This window comes from Mycobacterium lehmannii (assembly GCF_001499925.1).
Classification (GTDB): Bacteria; Actinomycetota; Actinomycetes; order Mycobacteriales; family Mycobacteriaceae; genus Mycobacterium; species Mycobacterium lehmannii.
The window spans coordinates 36366-59569 of record NZ_LQIR01000023.1 but is presented as its reverse complement, the minus strand read 5'-3'; the positions used below and the strand labels follow the sequence as shown (position 1 = coordinate 59569).

At 68.1% G+C, this 23204-nt stretch carries 26 protein-coding genes; 19 read left to right on the top strand and 7 right to left on the bottom strand.

The genetic code is table 11. The features are described 5' to 3' along the window. Positions 1–53: 53 nt before the first annotated feature. The 8 genes from nadD (at position 54) to AU192_RS13180 (ending at position 4824) form a co-directional block, all read left to right on the top strand. Positions 54–689: a nicotinate-nucleotide adenylyltransferase gene (nadD, locus tag AU192_RS13215; RefSeq protein WP_099047970.1), complete on the top strand. Its 636-nt coding sequence runs from the start codon at positions 54–56 to the stop codon at positions 687–689. Beyond that, the gene (rsfS, locus tag AU192_RS13210) at positions 686–1087 is read left to right on the top strand and encodes a ribosome silencing factor (protein ID WP_064396805.1); all 402 of its coding nucleotides are present in this window, start codon (positions 686–688) and stop codon (positions 1085–1087) included. Before nadD ends, rsfS begins: the two co-directional genes overlap by 4 nt. Before the next feature lie 20 nt (positions 1088–1107). Continuing rightward, the gene (gpgP, locus tag AU192_RS13205) at positions 1108–1767 is read left to right on the top strand and encodes a glucosyl-3-phosphoglycerate phosphatase (RefSeq protein WP_064397381.1); all 660 of its coding nucleotides are present in this window, start codon (positions 1108–1110) and stop codon (positions 1765–1767) included. Continuing rightward, positions 1757–2479 (top strand): diglucosylglycerate octanoyltransferase, encoded by a 723-nt coding sequence (gene octT / locus AU192_RS13200; RefSeq protein ID WP_064396803.1) that lies wholly within the window; start codon positions 1757–1759, stop codon positions 2477–2479. The genes gpgP and octT overlap by 11 nt, the downstream gene beginning before the upstream one ends. After that, complete coding sequence (locus AU192_RS13195) at positions 2470–3306, top strand: DegV family protein (RefSeq protein ID WP_064396801.1); 837 nt, start codon at positions 2470–2472, stop codon at positions 3304–3306. Before octT ends, AU192_RS13195 begins: the two co-directional genes overlap by 10 nt. A gap of 134 nt (positions 3307–3440) precedes the next feature. Then, positions 3441–3725, top strand: a complete 285-nt coding sequence (locus AU192_RS13190) for an ArsR/SmtB family transcription factor (protein ID WP_064397379.1) — start codon at positions 3441–3443, stop codon at positions 3723–3725. Then, entirely contained in the window at positions 3722–4207 is a 486-nt protein-coding gene (locus tag AU192_RS13185; protein ID WP_064396799.1) for an SRPBCC family protein, read from the top strand. The genes AU192_RS13190 and AU192_RS13185 overlap by 4 nt, the downstream gene beginning before the upstream one ends. Further along, a complete protein-coding gene (locus tag AU192_RS13180; protein ID WP_064396797.1) occupies positions 4204–4824 on the top strand; it encodes a maleylpyruvate isomerase family mycothiol-dependent enzyme in 621 nt (206 codons plus the stop codon). The genes AU192_RS13185 and AU192_RS13180 overlap by 4 nt, the downstream gene beginning before the upstream one ends. Before the next feature lie 19 nt (positions 4825–4843). Here the strand turns inward: AU192_RS13180 and AU192_RS13175 are convergent, their stop codons facing one another. Genes AU192_RS13175 through AU192_RS13165 form a run of 3 tightly spaced genes read right to left on the bottom strand, consistent with a single transcriptional unit; the run spans position 4844 to position 7498 of the window. Then, complete coding sequence (locus AU192_RS13175) at positions 4844–5896, bottom strand: NAD(P)H-dependent amine dehydrogenase family protein (protein WP_064396795.1); 1053 nt, start codon at positions 5894–5896, stop codon at positions 4844–4846. Positions 5897–5919: 23 nt separating this feature from the next. Then, positions 5920–6726 (bottom strand): SDR family NAD(P)-dependent oxidoreductase, encoded by an 807-nt coding sequence (locus AU192_RS13170; protein ID WP_082695011.1) that lies wholly within the window; start codon positions 6724–6726, stop codon positions 5920–5922. 37 nt (positions 6727–6763) lie between these two features. After that, the gene (locus tag AU192_RS13165) at positions 6764–7498 is read right to left on the bottom strand and encodes a hypothetical protein (RefSeq protein ID WP_064396794.1); all 735 of its coding nucleotides are present in this window, start codon (positions 7496–7498) and stop codon (positions 6764–6766) included. A 112-nt stretch (positions 7499–7610) separates the two neighbouring features. On the opposite strand from AU192_RS13165, the gene AU192_RS13160 reads away from it, so the two are divergent. The 3 genes from AU192_RS13160 to holA are packed head-to-tail and all read left to right on the top strand — an operon-like array spanning position 7611 to position 10938. Continuing rightward, positions 7611–8432, top strand: a complete 822-nt coding sequence (locus AU192_RS13160; RefSeq protein WP_064396791.1) for a ComEA family DNA-binding protein — start codon at positions 7611–7613, stop codon at positions 8430–8432. A 5-nt stretch (positions 8433–8437) separates the two neighbouring features. After that, the gene (locus tag AU192_RS13155) at positions 8438–9982 is read left to right on the top strand and encodes a ComEC/Rec2 family competence protein (RefSeq protein WP_064397374.1); all 1545 of its coding nucleotides are present in this window, start codon (positions 8438–8440) and stop codon (positions 9980–9982) included. Positions 9983–9987: 5 nt separating this feature from the next. Further along, positions 9988–10938 (top strand): DNA polymerase III subunit delta, encoded by a 951-nt coding sequence (gene holA / locus AU192_RS13150; protein WP_423202689.1) that lies wholly within the window; start codon positions 9988–9990, stop codon positions 10936–10938. 16 nt (positions 10939–10954) lie between these two features. Here holA and rpsT read toward each other — a convergent pair whose 3' ends face one another. Beyond that, positions 10955–11215, bottom strand: coding sequence for a 30S ribosomal protein S20 (gene rpsT, locus AU192_RS13145; protein WP_064396786.1), 261 nt, complete (start codon positions 11213–11215; stop codon positions 10955–10957). A gap of 157 nt (positions 11216–11372) precedes the next feature. Between rpsT and AU192_RS13140 the strand changes: the two genes are divergently transcribed. The 3 genes from AU192_RS13140 to AU192_RS13130 are packed head-to-tail and all read left to right on the top strand — an operon-like array spanning position 11373 to position 14835. After that, entirely contained in the window at positions 11373–13010 is a 1638-nt protein-coding gene (locus AU192_RS13140; protein WP_174522784.1) for a circularly permuted type 2 ATP-grasp protein, read from the top strand. A 14-nt stretch (positions 13011–13024) separates the two neighbouring features. After that, positions 13025–13996: an alpha-E domain-containing protein gene (locus AU192_RS13135; protein ID WP_064396784.1), complete on the top strand. Its 972-nt coding sequence runs from the start codon at positions 13025–13027 to the stop codon at positions 13994–13996. Then, complete coding sequence (locus tag AU192_RS13130) at positions 13996–14835, top strand: transglutaminase family protein (RefSeq protein ID WP_064396783.1); 840 nt, start codon at positions 13996–13998, stop codon at positions 14833–14835. Before AU192_RS13135 ends, AU192_RS13130 begins: the two co-directional genes overlap by 1 nt. Before the next feature lie 4 nt (positions 14836–14839). On the opposite strand, the gene AU192_RS13125 is transcribed toward AU192_RS13130, so the two are convergent. Then, entirely contained in the window at positions 14840–15700 is an 861-nt protein-coding gene (locus AU192_RS13125) for a ribonuclease Z (protein ID WP_064396781.1), read from the bottom strand. A 198-nt stretch (positions 15701–15898) separates the two neighbouring features. On the opposite strand from AU192_RS13125, the gene AU192_RS13120 reads away from it, so the two are divergent. Continuing rightward, positions 15899–16327, top strand: a complete 429-nt coding sequence (locus AU192_RS13120; RefSeq protein ID WP_064396778.1) for a CBS domain-containing protein — start codon at positions 15899–15901, stop codon at positions 16325–16327. Beyond that, complete coding sequence (locus AU192_RS13115) at positions 16320–16925, top strand: GNAT family N-acetyltransferase (RefSeq protein ID WP_064396777.1); 606 nt, start codon at positions 16320–16322, stop codon at positions 16923–16925. Before AU192_RS13120 ends, AU192_RS13115 begins: the two co-directional genes overlap by 8 nt. A gap of 79 nt (positions 16926–17004) precedes the next feature. Here the strand turns inward: AU192_RS13115 and AU192_RS13110 are convergent, their stop codons facing one another. Then, a complete protein-coding gene (locus tag AU192_RS13110) occupies positions 17005–17616 on the bottom strand; it encodes a type II toxin-antitoxin system PemK/MazF family toxin (RefSeq protein ID WP_064396775.1) in 612 nt (203 codons plus the stop codon). 21 nt (positions 17617–17637) lie between these two features. Here AU192_RS13110 and lepA point away from each other — a divergent pair, with 21 nt between their 5' ends. The 3 genes from lepA (at position 17638) to AU192_RS13095 (ending at position 21040) form a co-directional block, all read left to right on the top strand. Next, on the top strand, positions 17638–19551 hold the full coding sequence (lepA, locus tag AU192_RS13105; protein WP_233151300.1) for a translation elongation factor 4: 1914 nt from the start codon (positions 17638–17640) through the stop codon (positions 19549–19551). A 6-nt stretch (positions 19552–19557) separates the two neighbouring features. Further along, complete coding sequence (locus tag AU192_RS13100) at positions 19558–20277, top strand: sensor domain-containing protein (protein WP_066808373.1); 720 nt, start codon at positions 19558–19560, stop codon at positions 20275–20277. A 61-nt stretch (positions 20278–20338) separates the two neighbouring features. Next, positions 20339–21040, top strand: coding sequence for a sensor domain-containing protein (locus tag AU192_RS13095; protein ID WP_233151297.1), 702 nt, complete (start codon positions 20339–20341; stop codon positions 21038–21040). 99 nt (positions 21041–21139) lie between these two features. Here the strand turns inward: AU192_RS13095 and AU192_RS13090 are convergent, their stop codons facing one another. Then, entirely contained in the window at positions 21140–23176 is a 2037-nt protein-coding gene (locus AU192_RS13090; RefSeq protein ID WP_064396771.1) for a glycoside hydrolase family 15 protein, read from the bottom strand. Between the last annotated feature and the right edge of the window lie 28 nt (positions 23177–23204).

Genomic DNA, 23204 nt, shown 5'->3' with positions numbered 1-23204 from the left:
AGTAGAGCCCTGCTGGAATGCCATTTCGCGGCAGCCCCGTAAGCTGGCTATTCGTGGCTCCGCGACGCAGGCTCGGCGTGATGGGTGGGACGTTCGATCCCATCCACAACGGCCACCTGGTAGCCGCTTCCGAGGTGGCCGACCGGTTCGGGCTCGACGAGGTCGTGTTCGTCCCCACCGGACAGCCCTGGCAGAAGGACCGCGACGTCACCGCCGCCGAGGACCGCTACCTGATGACGGTGATCGCCACGGCATCCAATCCGCGGTTCAGCGTGAGCCGCGTCGACATAGACCGGGGCGGGCCCACCTACACCAAGGACACGCTGCGCGATCTGCATGCGCTCAACTCCGACGCAGATCTGTACTTCATCACCGGGGCCGACGCGCTCGCGTCGATACTTACGTGGCAGAACTGGGAGGACATGTTCGCGATCGCGAACTTCGTGGGTGTCAGCAGGCCCGGCTACGAGCTGGACGGCAAGCACATCGCCGCGGCGGTCAAGGAGTTGCCCGACGACGCGCTGCGCCTGGTCGAGGTGCCCGCGCTGGCCATCTCCTCGACCGACTGCCGGAAGCGCGCCCAGGAGAACCGGCCGATCTGGTACCTGGTGCCGGACGGCGTCGTGCAATACGTGGCGAAGCGCAAACTCTATGCCCAACCGCTGACAACTCAAGGAAAGCATCGATGAGCGCCTCCGACGAAGCCGTTCGCATGGCGACGGTGGCCGCGAAGGCGGCCGCATCCAAAGTGGCCGACGACGTGGTCGTGATCGACGTGTCGGGTCAACTCGTCATCACCGACTGCTTCGTCATCGCCTCGGCCTCCAACGAGCGTCAGGTCAATGCGATCGTCGACGAGGTCGAGGAGAAGATGCGTGTCGCCGGCTACAAACCGGCCCGCCGCGAAGGCGCCCGCGAAGGCCGCTGGACGCTGTTGGACTACGTCGACATCGTGGTGCACATCCAGCATCAGGACGAGCGCAACTTCTATGCGCTGGACCGCCTGTGGAAAGACTGCCCGACGATCCCCGTCGATGTCGGTGAGCCGTCGGCGCGGGCAGCCGCGGACGAGGACGGCGGACCGTGAGGAGGATCCGGCGCCTGGTCATGCTCCGGCACGGGCAGACCGAGTACAACGCGGGCAGCCGGATGCAGGGCCAGCTGGACACCGACCTGAGCGATCTGGGACGTCATCAAGCCGTCGCCGCCGCCGAGGTGTTGGCCAAGCGCCGACCGCTGGCGATCGTGTCGTCGGATCTGCGCCGCGCCCTCGACACCGCAGTCGCGCTGGGCGAACACGCCGGAATGCCGGTGACCGTCGACACCCGCCTGCGGGAGACCCACCTCGGCCAGTGGCAGGGTATGACGCACCTGGAGGTCGACGCCGTCGCGCCGGGAGCCAGGCTGGCATGGCGCGACGACTCGCGGTGGGCGCCGCCGGGCGGTGAGAGCCGCGTCGACGTCGCGGTGCGCAGCAGGCCGCTGGTCGACGAGCTCGTCGACGAACACGCCGAGTGGGGGCTGGACCAGTCCGGCGACGGACCGGACCGGCCGGTGGTGCTGGTCGCTCACGGCGGGTTGATCGCGGCGCTGACCGCCTCGCTGCTCGACCTGCCGGTGGACAATTGGCCGATACTGGGCGGGATGGGCAACGCCAGCTGGGTGCAGCTGTCCGGCCACAGCGCGGTCGACGCGGCAGCCGACGATATCCGCTGGCGGCTCGACGTGTGGAACGCCTCAGCGCAGGTTGCCGGCGATGTCCTCTGAGCGTCGGACCCTGCTGGTCTTCTGCGATTCGCTGTCCTACTACGGGCCGACCGGCGGGCTGCCCTCCGACGACCCGCGTATCTGGCCAAACATCGTTGCGGCACAATTGGGTTGGGATCTCGAGCTGATCGGACGGATCGGCTGGACGTGTCGCGACGTGTGGTGGGCGGCCACACAGGATCCGCGGGCCTGGGCGGCGCTGCCACGGGCCGGTGCGGTCGTGTTCGCCACGGGCGGGATGGATTCGCTGCCATCGCCGCTGCCGACCGCGCTGCGCGAACTCATCCGCTACGTGCGCCCGCCGTTGCTGCGGCGCTGGGTGCGTGACGGGTACTGCTGGGTGCAGCCGCGCCTGTCGCCGGTGGCGCGAGCGGCGCTGCCCCCGCACCTGTCCGCCGAGTACCTCGAGATGACGCGTGGCGCGATCGACTTCAACCGCCCCGGGATTCCCGTCGTCGCGTGCCTGCCCTCGGTGCACATCGCCGACACGTACGGCAGGGCGCACCACGGTCGCGCGGGCACGGTCAAGGCGCTCACCGAATGGGCTGGGCAGCATGATGTTCCGCTCGTCGACCTCAAGGCGGCGGTCGGTGAGTACGTCATGAGCGGACAGGGCAACCCCGACGGGATCCACTGGAACTTCGAAGCCCATCAGGCCGTCGCGGACTCGATGCTCAAAGCGCTCGCCGAAGCCGGCGTGCCATGTCGGTGATCGTGGTGACCGACTCGTCGTCGCGGTTGGCGCCCGACGAGTTGAAACAGTGGGACATCCGGCAGGTGCCGTTGCATGTGCTGGTCGATGTGATCGATCTGCGGGACGGGATCGACGAGGTGCCCTACGACATCCACGACGTACCGCGCGCCAGCACCGCCGGGGCGGCGCCCGCCGACCTCGTCGACACTTACCGGCAAGCGCTTCGGGACAGTGGCGGCGACGGCGTGGTCGCGGTGCACCTGTCGTCGGCGCTGTCGAGCAGTTACAGTTCGGCGGTCCAGGCGGCCCGCGAGTTCGGATCGTTGGTGCGGGTGGTGAACTCGCGGTCGGCGGCGATGGGGGTGGGCTTCACGGCCGTGGCGGCGGCCAAGGCCGCGGTGTCCGGCTCGGACTTGGATTCGGTTGAGGCCGTTGCTCGTTCGGCGGCTCAGCGCACCCATGCGTTCATCGTGGTGCACCGGCTGGACAACCTGCGGCGAAGCGGGCGGATCGGGACCGCGGCGTCGTGGTTGGGGACTGCGCTGTCGCTCAAACCGCTGCTGCGCCTCGATGTCGACGGCCGGCTCGTACTCGATCAGCGGATCCGGACGATCACCAAGGCACACGCCGCGATGGTGGACCGCATCGCCGAGCTCGTCGGTGAGCGTCAGGCCTCGATCGCCGTGCACCATGTCGACAACCACGACGGCGCCGACCAGGTCGGCGCCGCGCTGACCGATCGGCTTCCGCAGCTCCAATCGCTCACCGTCACCGATATGGGGCCGGTGCTGGCGATTCATCTCGGCGCCGGTGCGATCGGCGTCGTCGTCCAACTGGCCGAATAACGTCCGCCGAGCGCACGCTTTCCACCTGTGTTTCGCGTACACAACCGTGCGCGCGACGGGCCTTGTGAGACAGATTGGTAAGTGGTAGCTTACCGTTCGTGCTGGCTTACCAAGAGGGTGACGCTTGGGTGGCGATGGCCGACCGCACCCGGCGGTCGATCGTCGAACGCCTCGCGCACCGGCCGATGGCGGTGGGCGAACTGGCGCGCGAACTTCCGGTCAGCAGGCCGGCGGTGTCGCAGCACCTCAAGGTGCTCAAGCTCGCGGGCTTGGTGTGCGACCACGCCGACGGCACCCGCCGCGTCTATCAACTGGAGCCCGCGGGCTTGGCCGCGATGCGGGCCGAACTCGATCGGTTCTGGATGCAGGCGTTGGCCGGTTTCAAGGAGATAGTCGAGAGCGAAGGAGATCCACCATGACCTCAGCCCGGTCCGCGGTCATCCGCCACGACATCACGGTCAAAGCTCCTCTGGCGCGAGCGTTTCAGGTGTTCACCGAGAGATTCGGCGACTTCAAGCCCCGCGAGCACAACCTGCTGGGCGTGCCGATCGCGGAGACGGTGTTGGAACCCCGCGCCGGCGGTCGCATCTACGACCGCGGTGTCGACGACAGCGTGTGCGTGTGGGCGCGGGTGCTCGTCGTCGAGCCTCCGCGCCGCCTCGTCTTCTCGTGGGACATCGGCGCGACGTGGCAGGTCGAATCGGATCCGACGCGGTGCAGCGAGGTGGAGGTGCTGTTCACCGCCGAGGCGGACGGTGGCACGCGCGTCACCCTCGAGCATCGCCACATCGAACGGCACGGTGACGGTTGGGATTCCGTGGCTTCCGGTGTCGGCGGGGATGCGGGTTGGCCGTTGTACCTGCGCCGGTTCGGTGAGCTGCTGGAGGGCGAGGCGCAATGACGGCCCCAATGCAGATGGCACGCGAGGAGCGCGAGGATTTCGCCGCGCTGCTCGACCAGTTGACCCCGGAGCAATGGGATCAGCCGAGTTTGTGCACGGACTGGCGGGTTCGCGATGTGGTCGCCCACGTCATCAGTTACGAGGATCTGAGCCGGCCCCAAGCAGTGGCCCGCATGGCATTGGGCCTACTGCGCCACAGGAATCCGAACGCGATCGGGGTCGCGCTGAACGCGGACAAGTCTCCGTCCGAACTCACCGCGCTGATGCGCAAGTACGCCCGGCCGCGCGGCAGCACGGCCGGATTCGACGGACGGATCGCGCTCACCGACGGGATGGTCCACCAACAGGACATCCGGCGACCGCTCGACATGCCCCGCCTGATCAAACCCGAAAGACTGGTCGTTGCATTGGAATTCACCAAGTACGCGCCCTTCTTGAGGGGAGCGTGGCGGGCGCGCGGGCTACGACTCGTCGCGACGGATCTCGACTGGACTCACGGCAGCGGCCCGGAGGTGCGGGGTAGCGGGGAGGCGCTGCTGATGGCGATGGCTGGGCGAGGCGCTGCGCTCAGCGATCTCGACGGACCCGGCAAAGCGAGACTGGCGCAGCGGCTCTGAGCGTGCGGCACCGTTGAGTTCACACCGCCGCGCGCCCGGTGATCGGCGGAAGGTCCTTGAGCGTCACGATGCCGGCCGGCGCCGCCACCACTGCGGGTACGGCGTTGGTCACCGGCAGCGCGGTGTAGATCATGCCCAGGCCCATGAAGCCGGGTTCGGTCCAGTCCCTGGGCGGCAGGCAATGCAGCACCGTGCGCATATTGGGCAGTCCGAACACCTGGATCACATGGCCGTGTTCGAGGGGCTTCGGCGGGGTGACGTGCTCGCCCATGATCCAGTTGAATCCGACGCTGACGACGTTCTTTTCACCCACCCAACCGCGGTGGTAACCGTGGACCCCGGCGACCGTGCCCTCGGGAATCCGCATGAACCCGAGATCGGAATCGCCGGTGGCCGCGGTGAACGTGACGTCGAAGGTCATCCGGTCGAGCGTTGCGCCGATCGCGTCGGCCATCATCGCCGCCGACTCGGCGAACACCTCGCTTTCGCGCCGCACGCTCTCGGCCAGCCCGGGGGTGGCCGGATCCTGCGAAAAGCCCATCGCGGTCTGCGTTCCCGCCGACTCATAGGTCGAACAATCCACCGACTCGGTGATACGGATCTCGTCGACGCGTTCGCAGGCGCCCGAGAGCACCATCCCCACCATGTTGCTCATACCGGGATGCGCACCGCTGCCGAAGATCGTCGAATTGCCTTTTTCGCAGGCCTTTCGAATCCGGTCGAGGTCCTCGGGCGACTGCTTGCCGCCGGTGATCCACGCCGCGCTCGAGCAGACGTTGACGCCTGCCTCGAGAAGCCGGGCCAACTCGTCGATGTCGGGCCACAACGGGTTGTAGCAGCAGGCGTCGGGCCGTTGGGCCAGAAGCGCATCGATGTCGTTGGTAGCCGTCACTCCGGTGGGTTCGGGCCAGCCGGCCAGTTCCGCCGCGTCGACGCCGACCTTGTCGGCGCCGTGGGCGTAGACACCGACGAGCTCCATATCGTCTCGCCCGATGATCGCGTGCAGCGACCGGCGGCCGATGTTGCCGGTCGTCCACTGGATGACCCGCAGCGGCCGGTCAGCTGTCGTCACGAAAACTCCTCGGTGTCGGCGATTCACATGTGGGTGCCGCCGTCGACGCGGACCTCGGTACCGGTGACGAAGTAGGCCTCCGGCGCAGCGAGCATGGCGACGACGGCCGCGACGGCGTCGGGTTTGGCGAACATCCCGTCACCGTCGACGGGCAGTGTCGGCATGATCTTGCCGAACAGCGTGTAGTCGGCGTCCTCCGGCAGGCCGGGTCCGACGCTCTGGCCGGATCGCCCTGTGCCATCGGTCATTCCCGATGAGATCGACCCCGGCTGGACGCAGTTGAACCTGATGCCCTGCTTGCTGAACTCCAGTGCCAACGTGTGCGTCATCGCCTGGATGCCGCCCTTGGACGCCGCGTAGGCCGACATGTAGGGATGTGCGAAGCTCGCCGACGTCGAGCTGAAGTTGACCACTGCCGGGGCAGTGCCGATGCGCAGCGCGGGCAGGGCCTCGCGGGTGACCAGAAACGTCCCGATGAGGTTGATGCGCAAAACCTGTTCGAAGTCGGCAAGCGTGGTGTCGGCAAAGTGAGACGACCGGAGGATGCCCGCGGCGTTGACGAGCGCATCGAGACCGCCCATCGCGGCGACGGCGCGTGCGACCCCGGCTTGCACCGAATCCTCGCTGCCGACGTCCATCACCACGGTGGTGAGCCCGGCGGTCGTCTCACCGGCCTTGGCCTCGGTGTCGGCCAACCCGGCCTCGCTGACGTCGGCGGCGACCACGGTGCCGCCCTCGTCGAGGATCCGCAGGACCGTCGCCTGACCGATACCGGATCCCCCTCCGGTGATCAGCACCCGACGGTCGGTGAACCGCTGCAACGTCGCCACCGGGGGAATGCTAGTGCGTTGGCGCGGCGCGGCTGGGCTATTCCGGGTCGCGCTCGGCGGGGTCTTCGGAGGCGGATGCGTCGGCGTCGTCGGCAGGCCCGCTGGCGACGGTATCGGCCCCGGCAGGCAACGCCGGAGTTTCGGGTTCGTCGGGCAACGACAGCGCCACCCCGAGCGCGAGGAAGAACAGGATGAACAACGGCCCGCCGAGGTACGTGTTCATCGGGCCTCCCGGGGAGATGAAGCTTCCCGGCGGCCCGATGATCGTGATGGTCTCGATCAGCTGCTCGACGGCGAAGACCGCGGCGACGATGCCGAGCCAACGGGGGAAGCGTCCCTCGTTGGCCGCCAACAGGATCGGGGCGGCGACCATGATGTTCGCCACGGTCAGCAGGGGTCCGAACATCGTGACCACGTCGGCGAGTGCCCGCGCGGTTCCGGAGCCGAGATCGCCGGGATGCAGCGATAACCCTGCGGTGAACCAGGTCGCGATGCTGATCTGGACGAGGGCGACGGCCGACCCGATGGTGAACACGAACGCGTACGGTCCCGCGAGTCGGTCGCGGGCATGGCCGAGCACCACCACCAGAGCCAGCGCGCCGAACGCCAGCAACAGCGCCTGGGTGCGCATCGCGCCGGAGTGTTCGTTGAGATGGGTGACGATGTCGAGGCCCGGGTGGTCGATGCCGGGCAGCGCCGGAACCGTCAGCAGCGCAACGGCGTACAGCACCGCGAACGCGATGGCCGCGACCATCGGCACTCGACGATCCACAGCAACACTGTAGACATCGGCCCTATCCCCAACGCTCATTTCATCCACAGGGCGAGTCGCCGGCCGCCGCTGGCGAGTCCCGCGGTCGGTTCCCGCACCTAGCTTCACATGCATGCGGACTGAATTGCCTGCCGAGCGCGTGCAGCGCAGGCTGAGTGGGGAAGTGGAGCCCGAACCGGGCGATGAGGATCGGCGACCGGACACGTCGTTGACGCGCTGGTTGCCGGAATCCGCAGGCAGCGGCGCGGCCGGTTGGATCGCCGCGGTCCGCGCAGATCCCGGTCGCGCCGGGGTTATGGCGCTCGGTGGTGTCGGTCTCATTGCCGTGCTGGTGACGGTGTTCGTGCTGCTGCGCGACGACAACCCAGCGGTGGCGGCGGCCAAACTGCCGCCGGTGCAGATGGTTTCGTCGGCCAGCCCGACACCCGATGGCGCGCCGCCGGAGCCGGGAGCCCCCGTCGTCGTCAGCGTCGTGGGCCTGGTCCACAAGCCGGGACTGGTCACGCTGGCTCAAGGCGCTCGGATCGCCGACGCGCTCACCGCGGCGGGCGGGCCGCTGGACGGCGCCGACCTGGTGGGGCTCAACATGGCCAGACGGATCGCCGACGGTGAACAGATCGTCGTGGGCATCGCGCCTGCGGCGGGTGAACCGGCCGCCATGGGGAGCTCGGTCAGCACGGGCGTCGCGGCGCCCGCGTCGACGAACACGCCGTCGACGGGGGACGGCGGTGCACCGGCGGGCGGCACGGTGGACCTGAACACCGCGACCGTCGAGCAGCTCGACACGCTGCCCGGCATCGGGCCGGTGACCGCCGCGGCGATCGTGGCCTGGCGCGACGCCAACGGCCGGTTCACCAGCGTCGACCAGCTCGGCGACGTCGACGGCATCGGACCGGCGCGGCTGGAGAAGCTGCGTGACCTCGTGCATGTGTGACTCCGGTGGCGGACGCCGACGCGGCCCCACTGGATCTGCGCCTGGTCCCGGCGGCGCTGACCGGCTGGGCGGTGACCGGCGCCGGAATCCTGTGGCCGGTCGGGGGTTCGGCAATCGCCGCCGTCGGCGCGGTGGCGGCCACCGCGGCGCTGGGGTGGTGGGGTAGTGGACGGCGAGCGGCGACCGACGGCAATGGTGTCGGCGCGAGCCTGCTGGCGGTCGGGTTGGTGGCGGCGGGTTTCGCGATCGCGATCGGTTTGCGGGTCGACGAGGTGCGCGAGCATCCGGTCACCCAGCGTTACGGCACGGCCGCCGCCGTCGTGGTCACCCCGACGGAAAGTCCGCGTGCGCTCAGCGGCAACCGGACGATGTTCCGTGGGGCCCTCGTGGTGCTGGATGGACACGAGATATCTGGCCGCGTCGTGGTTTTCGCGTCGACCAGTCGCATCGGCGAGCTGACCGCAGGCACACCGGTGGCGTTTCGGGCTCGCATCGGGCGGCCCACGCGGCGCGATCTCAGCGTGGCGGTGCTGTCGGCGATCGGCGGTCCCACCTACGGCGAGGCGTCCGCCGTCCAACGTGCGGCCGCTGAGGTCCGCGCCGGATTCGCCGAGGCCGCGCGCCGGTCGCTGCCCGCCGATCAGGCGGCGATGCTGCCCGCGCTCGTGCTCGGCGACACGTCGAGTGTGCCTCGCCAGACGACGGCCGACTTTCGTGCAGCGGGCTTGACCCATCTCACCGCGGTGTCCGGGGCGAACGTGACGATCGTGTGCGGCGCCGTGCTGTTGACCGCGGGTCTCGTCGGGCCACGGGCGGCCGTCGGCCTTGCGGCGGTCGCACTACTGGCGTTCGTGGTGGTGGTGCAGCCGACCGCCAGCGTGCTGCGCGCCGCGGTGATGGGGGCGATCACGTTGTTGGCGGTGTTGTCGCACCGGCGCCGCCAGGCCATTCCCGCGTTGTCGGCCAGCGTGCTGGCGTTGATGATCGGATCGCCGGAGTTGGCCGTCGACGTCGGGTTCGCGCTGTCGGTGTCGGCGACGGCGGCCCTCGTCGTGGTCGCGCCGGTGTGGTCGCGGCGCCTCGTCGGTAGGGGCTGGCCCAAGCCCGCCGCCGACGCGCTCAGCGTGGCCGCCGCCGCGCAACTGGTCACCGCACCGCTGGTGGCCGGGATGGCCGGGACGTTCAGCGTCGTATCGGTGGCCGCCAATGTCGCGGTGGCTCCGGTGATTCCACCGATCACCGTGCTCGGCACCGCCGCCGCCGCGCTGGGTGGGATCTGGCCCACAGGCGCCGACCTGCTGATCCGGTTCACCGGCCCGGAGGTGTGGTGGCTACTGCACGTGGCTCGCTGGGCGGCGGGTATGCCGGCGTCGACGGTTTCGGTGCCGTCCGGGCTACCGGGCGTGGCGCTGACCGCGGGCGTAGGAGTCGCGGTCGTCCTCGCGTGGCGCTTCCGCTTCGTGCGGATCGCGGCGGGCGCCGCCGCGGTGTGCCTGCTGGCGTGGACGGTGTCGGGGCTGTCGGCTGGCCGTGACACGATCGTGGGGTGAGCGAAGTGTCGCAGTTGCATCTGGTGCTCGGGGACGAGGAGTTGCTGGTCGAACGGGCGGTGGCGGCGGTTCTTCGGGATGTGCGCAAACAGGCGGATGTCCATGACATTCCGGTCGATCGCCTGCGTGCCGGTGAGGTCAGCACCAGCGAACTGGCCGAATTGTTGAGCCCGTCGCTGTTCGCCGAGGAGCGGGTGGTGGTGTTGGAGGCGGCGGCCGAGGCGGGCAAGGATGCGGCCGCGCTCATCGCCGAGTCTGCGGCGGACCTGCCGCCGGGCACCATGCTCGTCGTCGTGCATTCGGGTGGTGGGCGCGCCAAGGCGCTGGCCGATCAGCTCAAGAAGCTCGGCGCGCAAGTGCATCCATGCGCGCGTATCACCAAGGCCGCCGACCGTGCCGACTTCGTCCGCCGCGAGTTCCGCGCGTTGAAGGTGAAGGTCGGCGAGGACACCGTCACCGCGGTGCTGGACGCGATCGGCTCCGACATCCGGGAGCTGGCGGCGGCCTGTTCGCAGTTGGTGACCGATACCGGCGGGGCGGTCGACGCGGAGGCGGTGCGCCGCTACCACTCGGGCAAGGCCGAGGTGAAGGGGTTCGACGTCGCCGACAAGGCGGTCGTCGGAGATGTGGCCGGGGCGGCCGAGGCGCTGCGGTGGGCGATGATGCGCGGCGAACCACACGTCGTGCTGGCCGACGCCCTCGCCGAAGCGGTGCACACCATCGCGCGGGTGCGGCCGCTGTCGGGGGACCCTTACCGGCTGGCGTCAGAGCTGGGCATGCCGCCGTGGCGGGTGCAGAAGGCGCAGAAGCAGGCGCGACGATGGTCGACCACCACCGTCGCCGAGGCGATGCGGTTGGTGGCCGCGCTCAATGCGGATGTCAAAGGTGCCGCAGCGGACGCGGACTACGCATTGGAGGCGACGGTGCGGCGCGTCGCCGAGCTCATAGAAGACTGAGCGAAGTCGAACGAACTCAGAGCTTGTTGAACGCGGAAGCCAGCCCCGACTTGCGGTTCGCGGCCTGGTTCTTGTGGATGACGCCCTTGCTGGCAGCCTTGTCCAGCTGACGGCTGGTCGACGCCAGCAGCTCCTGGGCCTTGTCCTTGTCGCCGGCCTCCACGGCCGCCCGGAAGCCGCGCACCGCCGTGTGGAGCGACGACTTGACCGACTTGTTGCGCAACCTGCGGCGCTCGTTGGTCCGGTTGCGCTTCTCCTGCGACTTGATGTTGGCCACGCGTGTAGTCCTTCGTAAATCCTGTAGGGGTTTCTCAAAGTCTGATAGGCGCCCGGCACGCGGGCAGCGAGGGTTCAGGTTACCAGCGGAGTGGGTAAATGCCCAAAGTGAGTCCTCTGGCCTGCCGAAACGTCCGAAGTGTTGCAGCATGGCAGGGATGAGCCTGCGTACCCTGCCGACCGAGTCTGCGCGACAATCGCGGAGCCCACGTAGGCAGGACAAGCGATATCAGGGCGTCTTCGCCGGATACAGCGACCTCGGTAGCTACGCCGAAGCCTTCGACGAGATGTTCGACGCCCAGGGCAACGTGCGGGGCCCCTACAAGGGCATCTACACCGAGCTCGCCCCGTCGGACGCCTCCGAGCTCGAAGCTCGCGCCGAGGCGCTCGGCCGCGCCTTCATCGACCAGGGCATCACGTTCTCGCTGTCGGGCCAGGAACGTCCCTTTCCGCTCGACCTGGTTCCGCGAGTCATCTCCGCGGCGGAGTGGACGCGCCTGGAACGCGGCATCATCCAGCGCGTGAAGGCGCTCGAGCTCTACCTCGACGACATCTACGGCGAGCAGGAGATCCTGCGCGACGGCGTCATCCCGCGCCGGCTGATCACCTCCTGCGAGCACTTCCACCGCGAGGCCGCGGGCATCGTTCCGCCCAACGGCGTGCGCATCCACGTCGCGGGCATCGACCTCATCCGCGACGCCAAGGGTGACTTCCGCGTGCTTGAGGACAACCTGCGCTCACCGTCCGGGGTGTCGTACGTGATGGAGAACCGCCGCACCATGGCGCGGGTGTTTCCGAACCTGTTCGCCACCCATCGGGTGCGCGCCGTCGGCGACTACTCGTCGCATCTGCTGCGGTCGCTGCGCAACGCCGCGGCCAACAACGTCGCCGACCCGACCGTCGTCGTGCTCACACCGGGCGTCTACAACTCGGCGTACTTCGAGCATTCGTTGCTGGCCCGGCAGATGGGTGTTGAGCTGGTGGAGGGCCGCGACCTGTTCTGTCGCGACAACGCCGTCTACATGCGCACCACCGAGGGGGAGCGGCAGGTCGACGTCATCTACCGCCGCATCGACGACGCGTTCCTCGACCCGATGCAGTTCCGGCCGGACTCGGTGCTCGGCGTCGCCGGGCTTCTCAATGCGGCCAGGGCCGGCAACGTCGTGATCTCCAGTGCCGTCGGCAACGGCATCGGCGACGACAAACTCGTCTACACCTACGTGCCGACGATCATCGAGTACTACCTCGGCGAGAAACCTCTGCTGGGTAACGTCGACACGTTTCGGTGCTGGCTCGACGACGAACGCGAGGAAGTGCTCGACCGCATCGACGAACTCGTCATCAAACCGGTCGAGGGCTCCGGCGGCTACGGCATCGTGTTCGGTCCGGACGCCTCGGAAAAAGAGCTCGCCGCCGTCGCCAAGAAGATCCGCAACGACCCGCGCGGCTGGATCGCCCAGCCCGTCATGCAGCTCTCGACCGTGCCCACCCAGATCGGCGACCAGCTGGTGCCGCGGCACGTCGACCTGCGCCCGTTCGCGGTCAACGACGGCGACGACGTGTGGGTGCTGCCCGGCGGACTCACCCGCGTCGCGCTGCCCGAGGGCTCGCTGGTGGTCAACTCGAGTCAGGGCGGCGGGTCGAAGGACACCTGGGTGCTGGCCTCGCGCACCTCGGTCGCCGACCGCGAGCTCGGCGCCGCCGAAGTGGTGCGCAAGCTGCCCAAGTCCGCGCGTGGGCCCAAGGCCGAAAGCAGCGACGGGCAGACCCAAGACCAACAGCAACAGCAGCAGTAAGGGGTGGTGCGCTGATGTTGGCCCGCAACGCCGAATCCTTGTACTGGATCGGACGGTACGTCGAACGCGCGGACGACACCGCCCGCATCCTCGACGTGACCGTGCATCAACTGCTCGAGGACTCCAGCGTCGACCCCGACCAGGCTTCGCGGACGCTGCTGCGGGTGCTGGGGATGGAGGCTCCCGACGCACCGCTGGATGTGTGGTCGCTGACCGACATCGTCGCCTTCAGCCGAGGCACCCAGGGGTCAATCGTCGACGCTATCTCGGCGGCCCGCGAAAACGCCCGCGGCGCACGCGAAGTCACGTCCACCGAGATCTGGGAATGCCTCAACACCACATACAACGCGCTGGCCGAGCGGGAACGAGCCGCCAAACGTCTCGGACCGCACGAGTTTCTCTCGTTCGTCGAGGGCCGCGCCGCGATGTTCGCCGGGTTGGCCGACTCGACGCTGTCGCGCGATGACGGTTACCGCTTCATGGTGCTCGGCCGGGCCATCGAACGGGTGGACATGACTGTGCGACTGCTGCTTTCGCGGGTCGGGGACAGCGCGTCGTCACCGGCGTGGGTGACGTTGCTGCGGTCGGCAGGCGCACACGACACCTATCTGCGCACCTACCGCGGTGTGCTCGACGCCGGTCGCGTGGTCGAATTCATGCTGCTGGACCGGCTTTTCCCCCGGTCGATCTTCTATTCGCTGCGGCTTGCCGAACACAGCCTCGACGAGTTGATGAACCGACCCCACAGTCGCCTCGGCGCCACGGCCGAGGCGCAGCGGCTACTCGGCAGGGCCCGCAGCGAGCTGGAGTTCCTGCGCCCCGGTGTGCTGCTCGAGTCGCTGGAACAGCGGCTGGCCGGCCTGCAGAAGACCTGCTTCGATGTCGGTGAAGCGTTGGCGCTGCAGTACTTTCACTCCGCACCGTGGGTGGCGTGGCACGACGCGGGTCACAACGGCACGCTCGTCGTCGAAGAAGGTGAACTCTGATGTGGCGGATGCGGGTCGTGCATTCGACCGGATACGCATACAAGTCGCCGGTCACGGCGTCGTTCAACGAGGCGCGGCTGACGCCGCGATCGGACTCGCGGCAGAACGTGATCCTCAATCGCGTGGAAACCGTCCCGGCCACCCGCAACTACCGCTACGTCGACTACTGGGGGACGGCGGTCACGGCGTTCGACCTGCACGCACCGCACACCGAGTTGGAGGTGACGTCGTCGTCGGTCGTGGAGACCGACGTCGACCAAATGTCCGAACGCGAAGTGACATGGGAGGACTTGGACTCCGAGGCCGTCGTCGACAGGTTCGACGAGGTCCTTGCGCCCACTCACTACACGCCCGCGAGCAAGCGCATCCGCCGGGTCGGTCAGCGCATCATCAAGGACCACGCGCCGCACGAGGCCGTCACCGCCGCCGCGTCGTGGGTGAGCAGCGAGTTGGCGTACGTCGCGGGCACCACCGGAGTGCACTCGTCGGGGCTGGACGCGTTGCGCGAGGGCAAGGGCGTCTGTCAGGACTTCGCCCACCTGACGCTGATCCTGTTGCGCTCCATGGGCATTCCCGCTCGCTACGTGTCGGGGTATCTGCATCCCAACCACAAGGCGGTGATCGGCGACACAATCGACGGACAGAGCCATGCCTGGGTGCAGGCCTGGACCGGCGGTTGGTGGAATTACGACCCCACCAACGACGTCCCGATCAACGAGCAGTACATCAGCGTGGGTGTGGGCCGGGACTACTCCGATGTCACCCCGCTGAAGGGGATCTACTCCGGAGAGGGCTCGACCGACCTCGACGTCGTCGTCGAGATCACCCGGTTGGCCTGACCGGTCAGCCGGCCGGCTTCGCCGAGATGCCGGGATGCACCTCGACGCGCAGCAGATCGTCACCGAGTTCGATCTGCCGGTCGAAGACCGACGCGGCGAGTGCGCGCCAGTCCTCTTGTTGTCCGGGTTCGATTGCGGGCACGTAGTGGGTGAGGATCAAGATCCCCACTCCCGCGCGCGCCGCGGTCTCCGCCGCTTCCTCGACCGAGGAGTGGTAGTCGCAGATGTCGCGGATGCGCTGCATCGGCATCCTGTCGACGAGATCCTTGCGGATCACGGTGTGCACCAACGCCCCTGCGCCTGCCGCCAGTTGGTCGAGGCTCTCGCACGGGACGGTATCGCCGGCCAGCACCACCGAAGCGTCGGCGTGCTCGACGCGGAAGCCGATCGTCGGGGCGACCGGGCGGTGGTCGGTGGGCGCGACCCGGATCGTCACGCCGTCGCGGTTCCACACCTCACCGTCGGTGTACTCGTGCACCTCCACCGGGGGCGGGGCCGTCAGGTCGGCGTGGTGGGCGATGCGGTATCCGATGTCGAAGCCGAACGCCTTGAGGGTGTGCTCGACCACCTCGGCGGTGCCCGGCGGCCCGATGATCTGCAGCGGCGTCTGCTCGGGCGTGAACGTCGACACCCAACGGCTGATGATCACGTCACCCAAATCCGCGATGTGGTCGCTGTGCAGATGTGTCAACAGCAGCGCCGATAATCCGTTCGCCGGCGCTCCCGCGGCCGTCAGACGTTGCTGTACACCTCGACCGCAGTCGATCAGAAACGTCTGCCCGCCCGCGCGCACGAGCGTCGACGGGCCCGCCCGGCGGGCGTCGGGGATGGGACTTCCAGTGCCAAGCAGTGTGACCTCGATCATGGCCCCACATATACCCGAGGGCCTCGTCGAATTGGCTCCGAAACGGTATTCCGACAGTCGTGTACTCGACTTTGCGCTGCTGAAATGCCGTTTTCGCGACGTTGCGCCCCGAGTGTGACCGGGTTGCAACATGGCAAAGCCTTCCGCGGCGAGTCAGTCCAACCTAGCCTGTGAGGAAGATCACGAGCGGAGGCAAGGATGCGGATCGCGGACGTGTTGCGGAGCAAGGGCGCCGCGGTGGCCACGATAACTCCGGAGACGTCGGTCTCGGGATTGCTCACCGAACTGGCGGTGCACAACATCGGCGCCATGCTCGTGGTGTCGCCCGACGGTCTGATGGGTATCGTCTCCGAGCGCGACGTCGTGCGCGCGCTGCACCGACGGGGCGGCGAACTGCTCACCAAGCCGGTGTCGGAGATCATGACCACGCTGGTGGCGACCTGCGCTCCGGACGATTCGGTCGACAGCCTGAGCGCCCTGATGACGACGAATCGGGTGCGGCACGTGCCGGTGATGGAGAACGGCAGGCTGGTCGGCATCGTCAGCATCGGCGACGTCGTCAAGACCCGGATGGAAGAGCTCGAAACGCAGCAGGAGCAGCTGCAGGCCTACATCACCCGTGGCTGACGTCGAGGTCGCTCCGGCTGCGCGGCAGCACGTGCGCCAGATGTCGGGGGTGCTGGCGCGCGCGTTCTACGACGATCCGGTGATGAAGTGGATGCTGCCGAACGACGCCGCGCGGGAGCGAGCCCTGTCGCGGGTGTTCGCCACAATGATCCGCCACCACTTCCTGCGCACCGAAGGAGTCGAGGTGGCGGGCGGCCAGCGCATCGGGGCCGCCGCGCTGTGGGACCCGCCCGGCGAGTGGCGGCAGACCGGGCTCCAAGAGTTGCGGATGATGCCCGCGTTCATCCGGGCGATGGGAGCCAATGTGCGGCGCGGCCAGGCGATGGCCGAGCTGATGAAGCAGCACCACCCCGAGGAGCCGCACTGGTATCTGGGGGTGATCGGCAGCGATCCGACGGTGCGCGGCACCGGATACGGGCAGGCGCTGATGCGCTCGCGCCTGGACCGCTGCGACGCCGAGCACGCGCCCGCGTACCTCGAGTCCAGCAACCCCGACAACATCGCCTACTACCGGCGCTTCGGGTTCGACGTCACCGGCGAGATCGCATTGCCCGACGGCGGCCCGCCCATGTGGCCGATGTGGCGCCAACCGCGTTGACTGTTCGGCCGAGTGTGGGCTTGATGTGCGCTCAACTGCGCGAACGCGTGTGGGTAACCCACGTTCGGCGGAGGGAAAGTCAGCTCCAGGAGTATTCGGCACGTAGCCGCGCGGCCACAACCTCGAACTTCTCGCGGGCCAGGATCGCGCCTTCGCGGCGGATTCCGTCTTCGGGCACGTCGAGCACCCGGTCCAGGCGCACCCAACTCGCTCGCCCCTCGTAATCCCAGGTGCCCGAGCCGATGGCCACCCAGTCCGGGTCGTCTCGATGGTGATCCTGGCTGGACAGCATCAGGCCGAGCAGCGTGGACCGGTCGCGGCCCACCACCAGCACCGGCCGGTCCTTGCCCTGCGTCGGGTCGTCCTCGTAGACCACCCACGTCCACACGATCTCGCCCGGGTCGGCGCGCCCGTCGAGGTCGGGGGCGTACACCACCTTGCGGGCGCGGTGGGCGGTGGGCACGAAGTGCCGGCTGACCGGTCGTCCGGCGGTGATCGCGGGCGCCTCGTCTCCGGATGCGCCGGCGATCGCGTCCAGACCGATCCGGATACCCTGCTGGATGCCGCGCTGCACGGTCTCGGACTGACCGATCTGCCGGATGATCTTCGGCGCCTCGTTGAACACCAGATTCTCGGCAAACCTCTGGAATGTCTGCAGTGGTCTCCAGGGCGCAGGCATATTTCCGAGCATAAGCGAGCGCCGCCCAGCACGATTGTGTGCTTACGGCGCAGCCTGGATACGCTGGTGGCACCCGAAGTCCGCGTTCACCAGGAGATTCCCATCAGCACTTTCGCCGATCAGACCTTCACGGCGCCGGCGCAGATCCGGAACTTCTGCATCATCGCCCATATCGATCACGGCAAGTCGACGCTGGCCGACCGGATGCTGCAACTCACCGGTGTGGTCGCAGATCGCGATATGCGCGCGCAGTACCTCGACCGGATGGACATCGAGCGCGAGCGCGGTATCACGATCAAGGCGCAGAACGTCCGGCTGCCCTGGAAATTGGGGGACCAGGAGTTCGTCCTGCATCTCATCGATACCCCCGGCCACGTCGACTTCACCTACGAGGTGTCGCGCGCGCTGGAGGCGTGCGAAGGTGCGGTGCTGCTCGTCGACGCCGCCCAGGGCATCGAGGCCCAGACGCTGGCGAACCTCTACCTGGCCCTGGATCGCGACCTGCACATCATCCCGGTGCTCAACAAAATCGACCTGCCCGCGGCCGACCCCGACCGGTACGCCGCCGAGCTCGCCCACATCATCGGCTGTGAACCCGAGGACGTGCTGCGGGTCTCTGGGAAGACCGGCGCGGGCGTAGCCGACCTGCTCGACCACGTCGTGCGTGAGGTGCCACCGCCGGTCGGCGACGCCGACGCGCCCGCGCGGGCGATGATCTTCGACTCGGTCTATGACACCTACCGCGGCGTGGTGACCTACGTCCGCGTCGTCGACGGCAAGATCGTCCCGCGCGAACGCATCAAGATGATGTCCACCGGCGCGCATCACGAACTGCTGGAAGTGGGCATCGTCTCGCCCGAGCCCAAGGCCTCCGCGGGTCTCGGCGTCGGCGAGGTCGGATACCTGATTACCGGCGTGAAAGACGTGCGCCAGTCCAAGGTCGGCGACACCGTGACGACCGCCCGCCACGGCGCCGCCGAACCGCTCACCGGGTACCGGGAGCCGCGACCGATGGTGTACTCGGGGCTGTATCCCGTTGACGGCTCGGACTATCCGGACCTGCGCGATGCGCTGGACAAGCTGCAACTCAACGATGCGGCGCTGACGTATGAGCCGGAAACGTCGGTGGCGCTCGGATTCGGTTTCCGCAGCGGCTTTCTGGGCCTTCTGCACATGGAGATCACCCGCGAGCGCCTCGAGCGCGAGTTCAACCTCGACCTGATCTCCACCTCGCCCAACGTGGTGTATCGCGTTGTGCAGGAAGATGGTTCGGAGATTACTGTCACCAACCCGTCGGACTGGCCCGACGGCAAGATCCGCACCGTCTATGAGCCGATCGTCAAGACCACGATCATCGCGCCCAGCGAGTTCATCGGGACCATCATGGAGCTGTGCCAGTCGCGGCGCGGCGAGCTCGGCGGAATGGACTATCTGTCGCCGGAACGGGTGGAGTTGCGCTACACGTTGCCGCTGGGCGAGATCATCTTCGACTTCTTCGACGCGCTCAAATCGCGCACCCGCGGCTACGCCAGCCTGGACTACGAGGAGGCCGGTGAGCAGGAAGCCGACCTGGTCAAGGTCGACATCCTGCTGCAGGGCGAGCCGGTCGATGCGTTCAGCGCGATCGTGCACAAGGAGTCGGCGTACGCCTACGGCAACAAGATGACCACCAAGCTCAAGGAGCTGATTCCGCGCCAGCAGTTCGAGGTTCCGGTGCAGGCGGCGATCGGTTCGAAGATCATAGCTCGCGAAAACATCCGCGCGATCCGCAAAGACGTGCTATCGAAGTGCTATGGCGGGGACATCACCCGCAAGCGCAAGCTGCTCGAGAAGCAAAAGGAAGGCAAGAAGCGGATGAAGACCATCGGCCGGGTCGAGGTGCCACAGGAGGCGTTCGTCGCCGCCCTGTCCACCGACTCGTCGGCCGCCGACAAGGCCAAGAAGTAGGTCGGCGTGCGCTCGGCGGCGATGACGGCGGCGGCCGTGGGCGCATGCGCGATCCTCGCCGGCTGTTCGGCGCCCGCCGGTGATGCCCCGGCCCCACGGATCGCCGAGGTGGCCAAACCGTCGCCGAACCGGATGCTGGACCAGGCCCTCCCCACGGCCGAGGAGCTGACCACGATGTTCGGGGCCAGCGGCTTCATGGGCCAGGTCGTCGAAGGTGGCGCCGACATGCTGCTGCAGGGCGTGCGGGAGGCCGAGGCGAGTCCGCCCGACTGTGTGAGCACCGGTTACCGGCTGGAGAAGGTGGTGTATCAAGCCAGCCCGGTGCGGTCGGTGGTCAGCCAGTCGTGGGCCGGCGGTGACGCCAACGGCCCCACCGTCACCGGATTCTTCGGGGTGGTCGAGTTCATCGACGCCGATGCCGCGCAGGAGTTCTTCGCCTCATCGGCCGACAAGTGGCACCGATGCAACGGCCAAACGCTGGTGTTGAGCCAACCCGACCGCGGCGCACAGGGATCGAGCCGGATCACCGAGGTCGGCGTCGACGACGAGATCGTCTCGGCGGTGGTGATGCAGGACGCCGGATCGACGGTCCAGCGGGCCCTCGGTGTGGCAGGCGATTGCATCGTGGAGGTGGAGATCACCGACGTCGCCGGCCCCAGCCCGACCGGCGCCCGACACGCGACCGCGGTCGCCGACCTGATGATGGACAAGATCGCCCACTCCTGAGCGTTCGGTCGAGATTGTCGGCTACGCCGCGAATGTGCCGAAAGTCGGTCACAATAACGCGGTGACCCGTTTCGGCACCGTGTCGCGGCTGTGCGCCGCGGGTGTCGTCCTGGTGACGTCGGCCGTGCTGGCGGGCTGTGTGAGCACCGTGGCGGGCGTCGCGATGCGCGGCGGGGCGGTCGACGTGCCGGAGCTGACCGCGGCGACGCTCGACGACGTGTTGCTCACCATCGGCGAACTGAACGGCATCATGGGCTCGACGACGATGAAAGTCACAAGCGAACTCGAGGAGATGACCGATCATTCCGACGACGTGTCGGATCCCGAGTGCCTCGGCGCCATGTACGGCGCCGAGGGTCCGGTGTATGCGGGCAGCGGATGGACCGACGTGCGCGACCAGGTGGCGCGCGAACCCGACGACCACAACAACCACTGGGTCGAGCAGACCGCGGTGCTGTACACGTCGGCCGATGAGGCGCAGCGGTTCTTCGACAAGTCGAGGGCGGCGTGGGATGGGTGCGCCAATTCCACGGTGGTCGTGGGTAATTCGGGAGACGTGTTCCTGTGGGAACTCGGTGAGGTCCGCGCCGACGGCAAGATGATCACTCAGGTCACGACGCAGCAGGATGCCGACGGCTGGGCCTGCCAACATGCGCTGTCGACCGCGTCGAACCTGACCGTCGAGGCGTGGGCGTGCAGTTATTCGATCGGCGACGAGGCGGCCACCATCGCACAGGACATGCTCACCAACGCGGCCAAGTAGCGAAGAGCGCGCCGAGACAACGGTTTCTGACGAGAATCGGCCGATTCTCATCAGAAACCGTAGTCTCGACGACTCCGTTGCGCGCGCCGAAAAAGCGGTCTACATCGGGGCGTTGGCCGGGACGAAGACGCCGGAGCTGTCGGCTTCCTCCTCCGCCCGGATCACGTGCACGACCGCGTTGATCAACGCCAGGTGGGTGAACGCCTGCGGGAAGTTGCCGAGATGGCGGCCGGTGCGCGGCTCGATCTCCTCGGCGTACAGGTGCAGCGGGCTGGCGAACGACAACAGCCGTTCACACAGGTGTTTGGCGCGGCTGATCTCGCCGATCTCCACCAGCGCCGACACCAGCCAGAACGAGCAGATCGTGAAGGTGCCCTCCTCGCCGGACAGCCCGTCATCGGTCTCGTCGACCCGGTAGCGCAGCACCAGGCCTTCCTCGGTGAGCTCGTCGGCGATCGCCAGCACGGTCGCGCGCACCCGCGGATCGTCGGGCGGTAGGAACCGCGTCAGCACGGCCAGCAGCAGCGAGGCGTCGAGCGCGTCGTCGCCGTACCGCTGCGTCAGCACACCGCGGGAGTCGACGCCGTGTTTGAGCACGTCGGCCTTGATCTCCTCGGCGGTCGCGCGCCACTGCTGGGCGTAGGACTTCTCGCCCTGGAACTCGGCGAGTTTCGAGCCGCGGTCCAGCGCCACCCAGCACATGATCTTGCTGCTGGTGAAGTGTTGCGGATCGCCGCGCACCTCCCATATCCCGCGGTCGGGCTCCTTCCAGTGCTTGATCGCCTCTTCGACCTGCTGCTTGAGCACCGGCCACAGCGTGTCGGAGATCTGCTCGCGCGACTTGGCGTGCAGATACACCGAATCGAGCATGGTGCCCCAGATGTCGTGCTGCATCTGGTTGTACGCGCCGTTGCCGATGCGCACCGGCCGCGCCCCGTCGTATCCGGACAGGTGGCGCAGTTCCTCCTCGACCAGCGTGCGCTCGCCACCGACGGCGTACATCACCTGAAGTGGGTGTCGCTCACCGTTGTTGGCGCCGGACACATCGGCGATGAACGCGAAGAAGTCGTCGGCCTCGCGGTCCAGGCCCAATGTGTAGAGACCCCACAGCGCGAACGTCGAATCGCGCACCCACGCATAGCGGTAGTCCCAGTTGCGTTCGCCCTGAGGCGTTTCCGGCAGCGACGTGGTGGGCGCGGCCAACAGCGCGCCGGTCGGGGAGTAGGTCAGCCCCTTGAGTGTCAGCGCGCTGCGCTGGAGGTAGGCCCGCCACGGGTGGTCGGGGAAGTCGCCGATGTTGATCCACTGGCGCCAGGCCTCGCTGGTCTGCCACATCTTGTCGGCGGCCTCTTCGTAGGTCTGTGGCGCCGGATGCTTGGACCACGACAGCGCGACGAACGCCTGGTCGCCTTCCTTCATCCGGGTCCGGGCCCGAGCCTCGTGGCCCTCCAGGCCGAGCCGCAGGTTCGTGGTGAGCCGAAGCGTGGGGTGCGCGTCGGCGTCGCGGCTGGCCCGCGCGATCGCCTCGCCGTACGCCTGCGCGGAGTACTCCCATGTCGCGGGGATCCGGTGGTAGTCGAACGCCGGCTCGCAGTTCATCACCAGTTCGACGGTGCCGCTCACGCATCGCACGGTGCGCAGCAGGATGTGCTCGGCATCCCAGTCCATCGGTGTGCGGCGATGGGTGCGCGAACGGGTCTCGAGGTCATGCCAGGGACCCATCACCAACGCCTCGCGCACGATCAGCCACCCGGTGTGGGTCTGCCACGTCGTCTCCAGGATCAGGCTGCCGGGCAGGTAGCGCCGGGCCGAAGGCACCGTCACCCCGTAGGGCCCCAACCGGAAATGGCCGGCGCCGCGATCGAGAATGGCGCCGAACACGCTCGGCGAGTCGGGCCGCGGCACGCACATCCACTCGACCGACCCGGCCGATGAGATCAGGCAGGTGTTCTCGCAGTCGGACAGGAAGCCGTAGTCGGCGATGGGCGGAAAGGGGTTTCGCAACGCTCCGGTGGGCGCGTACGGCGTCGGTGCGGTCACGGTCAGCGGGGTGTTGTCCGTGACGGCCTGAGCCGGCTTCGCCCCGTTCTCGGTCTCCGTTGACCCGTCCGACGGCCCGGTTTGTTGCAGAACCATGCCGCCATCATCGACTGCCGACGCGCTC

What these genes read in the sequence shown, in the direction of transcription:
- AU192_RS13130 (WP_064396783.1), top strand. Translation starts at nt 13,996, where the DNA reads ATGTGGCGGATGCGGGTCGTGCATTCGACCGGATACGCATACAAGTCG.
- AU192_RS13190 (WP_064397379.1), top strand. Translation starts at nt 3,441, where the DNA reads ATGGCCGACCGCACCCGGCGGTCGATCGTCGAACGCCTCGCGCACCGG.
- AU192_RS13185 (WP_064396799.1), top strand. Translation starts at nt 3,722, where the DNA reads ATGACCTCAGCCCGGTCCGCGGTCATCCGCCACGACATCACGGTCAAA.
- AU192_RS13125 (WP_064396781.1), bottom strand. Translation starts at nt 15,700, where the DNA reads ATGATCGAGGTCACACTGCTTGGCACTGGAAGTCCCATCCCCGACGCC.
- AU192_RS13135 (WP_064396784.1), top strand. Translation starts at nt 13,025, where the DNA reads ATGTTGGCCCGCAACGCCGAATCCTTGTACTGGATCGGACGGTACGTC.
- AU192_RS13090 (WP_064396771.1), bottom strand. Translation starts at nt 23,176, where the DNA reads ATGGTTCTGCAACAAACCGGGCCGTCGGACGGGTCAACGGAGACCGAG.
- rsfS (WP_064396805.1), top strand. Translation starts at nt 686, where the DNA reads ATGAGCGCCTCCGACGAAGCCGTTCGCATGGCGACGGTGGCCGCGAAG.
- AU192_RS13160 (WP_064396791.1), top strand. Translation starts at nt 7,611, where the DNA reads ATGCGGACTGAATTGCCTGCCGAGCGCGTGCAGCGCAGGCTGAGTGGG.
- octT (WP_064396803.1), top strand. Translation starts at nt 1,757, where the DNA reads ATGTCCTCTGAGCGTCGGACCCTGCTGGTCTTCTGCGATTCGCTGTCC.
- AU192_RS13195 (WP_064396801.1), top strand. Translation starts at nt 2,470, where the DNA reads ATGTCGGTGATCGTGGTGACCGACTCGTCGTCGCGGTTGGCGCCCGAC.
- AU192_RS13180 (WP_064396797.1), top strand. Translation starts at nt 4,204, where the DNA reads ATGACGGCCCCAATGCAGATGGCACGCGAGGAGCGCGAGGATTTCGCC.
- AU192_RS13110 (WP_064396775.1), bottom strand. Translation starts at nt 17,616, where the DNA reads ATGCTCGGAAATATGCCTGCGCCCTGGAGACCACTGCAGACATTCCAG.
- AU192_RS13140 (WP_174522784.1), top strand. Translation starts at nt 11,373, where the DNA reads ATGAGCCTGCGTACCCTGCCGACCGAGTCTGCGCGACAATCGCGGAGC.
- gpgP (WP_064397381.1), top strand. Translation starts at nt 1,108, where the DNA reads ATGCTCCGGCACGGGCAGACCGAGTACAACGCGGGCAGCCGGATGCAG.
- AU192_RS13120 (WP_064396778.1), top strand. Translation starts at nt 15,899, where the DNA reads ATGCGGATCGCGGACGTGTTGCGGAGCAAGGGCGCCGCGGTGGCCACG.